Here is a 3,318-nt window from a genome sequence, read left to right as displayed (position 1 = left end):
GCTTCAGAAGGCGAAGTGGTCACACTTCAACTGAGGAAGCGAAATGACACAAAAATCTAGGCATTGAAGCTGGACATTGAAAAGCGTTGAATTTGATCTAGCACATTATCCAGTTTTGAGAGAATCATTCTCTAAAGCATAAGCAAACGAAGAAATTCGAAGTTTATCACAATTTTAAAAGGATTTTCAGAAGCAAGAAGTTCAAGGAAGCAAAATTCTGAGGAGTGGAACGTATGTCATTAATACGTGAGCACCGCAAAAATTGCAGCTGACGAAGAAATTCGCCGCTTATCAAAAACCAATAATAAAATTGTCAGAAACGAGAAGTTCGAGGCGGCAAGTTCACGAGTAACGGAGTGTACGTTTGAAGGGTACATGAGCAACACAGTGGACGCAGACAACGAAGAAATTCGAAGTTTATCAGAATTTTAGAGTCTAGTGGCGATAGCGAAGAGGTCACACCCGTTCCCATGCCGAACACGGAAGTTAAGCTCTTCAGCGCCGATGGTAGTTGGGGGCTTCCCCCTGTGAGAGTAGGACGTCGCTAGGCAAATACATAAAAGCTCATTCCACAGTAGCTCAGTTGGTAGAGCAATCGGCTGTTAACCGATCGGTCGCAGGTTCGAGTCCTGCCTGTGGAGCCATTTTTGCTTCCATAGCTCAGTTCGGTAGAGCACTTCCATGGTAAGGAAGGGGTCAGCGGTTCGAGTCCGCTTGGAAGCTCCAGCGTATATAATCGGTTAATAGAACGTATTCCAGCAGAGTTATGTTAAACGAAAGTAAAACGTAGGCTTGATGATAAGAAAGTGCTCATACATCCTTAATAAATCGACTATATAACGTCTCCTTTTCTCATCAATTGAGGAAGGGGGGCTTTTTTTGTTAGGGACATCAATTGTTATCGAAAAAAAGTAAAGTTAATTCGTAGGAAGTATAATAGAGAGCAGAAAAAGTCGTCTTTTATTTGTGTCTCAATAAATTATACTCGCCCATTATCCCTTTATATTGGTCATTATGTTCAGCGGTTATAAAATTATTACAAGTTAAAGAGGCGAGCGTAGTTGTTGAAATATAAAGGATGTTCACTTTATTGTAGTCCTATTTTCCGCTCATAAATAAGAATAGGTAACCAAAATAAAACTAGGACAACTTCTAGGGTAAACCAAGGAAGGTAGGCAGGGTTAAATATCTTCTTAACCTTTTTATTTGAATGTTTTTCTTTATTCTGTTTTTTATCCTGAAATAATGAACGAATATCCTTTGACATTTTCCATGAGTACAGTATTCCTACAGCTATATACAGTAATGAAATAATTAATAATATGCTCATTTACAGAACCATCCCTAACTTTAAAACTGTTTCACGTTGTATATCATTAACTCAAGTTATAATTTATATACTTTGGTAATTTTATGGTAAAAGTATAAAGTTCTAAACTACTTAAGAAAAAGGTAGTTAAGTGTTTGGTAAGTCCGTATATCCGTGAAAGGTGAGGAGTGATTGAATGATCAATTGAAAAAAATAAGGCTCTTTTCTCAAAGATTGTTGCTTTTAGCTTTTGGACCGTAAGCCAAGCGGATGCTTGGCTCTTCACGCATAGCGTGAAGGTTTTGAAAATAAAATAGCCGTTCAGACAAATGAATTTGTCTTGAAAAGCCTATTTTATTTTCAAAAAACAGTCCAAAAGCAACAAAGTTTACGAAAACAGCCCAAAATAAAAAAAGGGTTGCAAATTAAATATTATTTTTGCTATAATACTTTTTGTCAGTATAAATGACTTGCCTTATGGCCCGTTGGTCAAGCGGTTAAGACACCGCCCTTTCACGGCGGTAACACGGGTTCGAATCCCGTACGGGTCACCATTTTAGAAGTTAGTAAATGGAAGTAGGAAGGTGGAAGTGAGTTACTTTCAAAAGGTTACTTACGCTTAAACATTAAGCATCTTACATCTCACATCTTATATCCAGACTGGAGGATTAGCTCAGCTGGGAGAGCACCTGCCTTACAAGCAGGGGGTCGGCGGTTCGAGCCCGTCATCCTCCACCATTTTTGAAGTTAGAGAGAAAGCATTCTTTGATGCTTTATAATTATTCAATATCCTATATTTAACCACTAACACTTAGTATTGCCGGTGTAGCTCAATTGGTAGAGCAACTGACTTGTAATCAGTAGGTTGGGGGTTCAAGTCCTCTCGCCGGCACCACTTTTTTGATCTTAATGTAACAAGATAGTTGGAGGGGTAGCGAAGTGGCTAAACGCGGCGGACTGTAAATCCGCTCCCTGAGGGTTCGGCGGTTCGAATCCGTCCCCCTCCACCATTTTCAAAGGATGGGCTATAGCCAAGCGGTAAGGCAACGGACTTTGACTCCGTCATGCGTAGGTTCGAATCCTGCTAGCCCAGCCATCCGAGCCATTAGCTCAGTTGGTAGAGCATCTGACTTTTAATCAGAGGGTCGAAGGTTCGAGTCCTTCATGGCTCACCATTTTTATATGCGGAAGTAGTTCAGTGGTAGAACATCACCTTGCCAAGGTGAGGGTCGCGGGTTCGAGTCCCGTCTTCCGCTCCAGTGGTAAAACCTCAGCCACGAGCGAAACACCTATGAAAAAACGACGAGTTGCCTCGACGTATAAACGTCTTTGAATAGTACTAGAAGAGAAAGAGGCATGACATTTAAGTGAATAACCTGCGGGTGTAGTTTAATGGTAAAACCTCAGCCTTCCAAGCTGATGTCGTGAGTTCGATTCTCATCACCCGCTCCATAAAAATTTCATATGGGGCCTTAGCTCAGCTGGGAGAGCGCCTGCCTTGCACGCAGGAGGTCAGCGGTTCGATCCCGCTAGGCTCCACCAAAATGTATAACAACCTTAGATAGTAAATCTAAGGATTTTTTTGTTTTTATAGAAAAAGAAAGTATAAATTTCGAGGATGTCTAGCTGCAGGTGTCATCGGCTCGAGGTCGCTTCGGCCCATCAAACGTGTCCAAAAGTCAGGACACTAATTGCTGGTCCTCCAGCGCTTGTCGCCGATAAGCAGACACCTTCCGCTTTTCTTGTCTAGCTGTAGCGCCCAGCGTCTAGTGGACTTCGCTCTCCTCCTTACGATAAGTCAACATCGCCTCGCTAGCACTCGCCGTGTTTCCTTTATCTCATACGGAGGTCTCCAGTCCATACGTCGCTAAACGGGCGCTTTCGCTTTTCTTGTCTAGCTGTAGCGCCCAGCGTCTAGTGGACTTCGCTCTCCTCCTTACGATAAGTCAACATCGCCTCGCTAGCACTCGCCGTGTTTCCTTTATCTCATACGGAGGTCTCCAGTCCAT

At 42.4% G+C, this 3,318-nt stretch carries 2 protein-coding genes, 11 tRNA genes and 1 rRNA gene; 13 read left to right on the top strand and 1 reads right to left on the bottom strand.

Going from position 1 to position 3,318, the window contains the following annotated elements; all coding sequences use genetic code 11:
* The first annotated feature begins 246 nt into the window (after positions 1-246).
* The 4 genes from J0N78_RS25355 (at position 247) to J0N78_RS25340 (ending at position 726) form a co-directional block, all read left to right on the top strand.
* Positions 247-432, top strand: coding sequence for a hypothetical protein (locus tag J0N78_RS25355; protein WP_209125854.1), 186 nt, complete (start codon positions 247-249; stop codon positions 430-432).
* Positions 433-434: 2 nt separating this feature from the next.
* A 5S ribosomal RNA gene (gene rrf / locus J0N78_RS25350) occupies positions 435-550 on the top strand.
* Positions 551-568: 18 nt separating this feature from the next.
* Positions 569-644: transfer RNA gene (locus J0N78_RS25345), tRNA-Asn, on the top strand.
* Between the two features lie 5 nt (positions 645-649).
* Positions 650-726, top strand: a tRNA-Thr gene (locus tag J0N78_RS25340).
* A gap of 361 nt (positions 727-1,087) precedes the next feature.
* Here the strand turns inward: J0N78_RS25340 and J0N78_RS25335 are convergent.
* A complete protein-coding gene (locus tag J0N78_RS25335; RefSeq protein WP_209125853.1) occupies positions 1,088-1,330 on the bottom strand; it encodes a hypothetical protein in 243 nt (80 codons plus the stop codon).
* A gap of 458 nt (positions 1,331-1,788) precedes the next feature.
* Between J0N78_RS25335 and J0N78_RS25330 the strand changes: the two genes are divergently transcribed.
* The 9 genes from J0N78_RS25330 (at position 1,789) to J0N78_RS25290 (ending at position 2,851) form a co-directional block, all read left to right on the top strand.
* A tRNA-Glu gene (locus J0N78_RS25330) sits at positions 1,789-1,863 on the top strand.
* 108 nt (positions 1,864-1,971) lie between these two features.
* A tRNA-Val gene (locus J0N78_RS25325) sits at positions 1,972-2,047 on the top strand.
* 81 nt (positions 2,048-2,128) lie between these two features.
* Positions 2,129-2,204, top strand: a tRNA-Thr gene (locus tag J0N78_RS25320).
* Positions 2,205-2,234: 30 nt separating this feature from the next.
* A tRNA-Tyr gene (locus tag J0N78_RS25315) sits at positions 2,235-2,319 on the top strand.
* Positions 2,320-2,330: 11 nt separating this feature from the next.
* A tRNA-Gln gene (locus J0N78_RS25310) sits at positions 2,331-2,405 on the top strand.
* Positions 2,406-2,408: 3 nt separating this feature from the next.
* Positions 2,409-2,484 (top strand) — tRNA-Lys (locus tag J0N78_RS25305).
* A 9-nt stretch (positions 2,485-2,493) separates the two neighbouring features.
* Positions 2,494-2,568, top strand: a tRNA-Gly gene (locus tag J0N78_RS25300).
* Positions 2,569-2,687: 119 nt separating this feature from the next.
* Positions 2,688-2,761, top strand: a tRNA-Gly gene (locus J0N78_RS25295).
* A gap of 14 nt (positions 2,762-2,775) precedes the next feature.
* Positions 2,776-2,851 (top strand) — tRNA-Ala (locus tag J0N78_RS25290).
* Positions 2,852-3,318: the final 467 nt, after the last annotated feature.

This window comes from Alkalihalobacillus sp. BA299, from assembly GCF_017745675.1.
Lineage (GTDB): Bacteria > Bacillota > Bacilli > Bacillales > Bacillaceae_F > Alkalihalobacterium.
This window is presented reverse-complemented; position numbering and strand designations above follow the sequence as displayed.

Coding starts and splice junctions, on each gene's coding strand:
- J0N78_RS25335 (WP_209125853.1), bottom strand. CDS start 1,330: ATGAGCATATTATTAATTATTTCATTACTGTATATAGCTGTAGGAATA.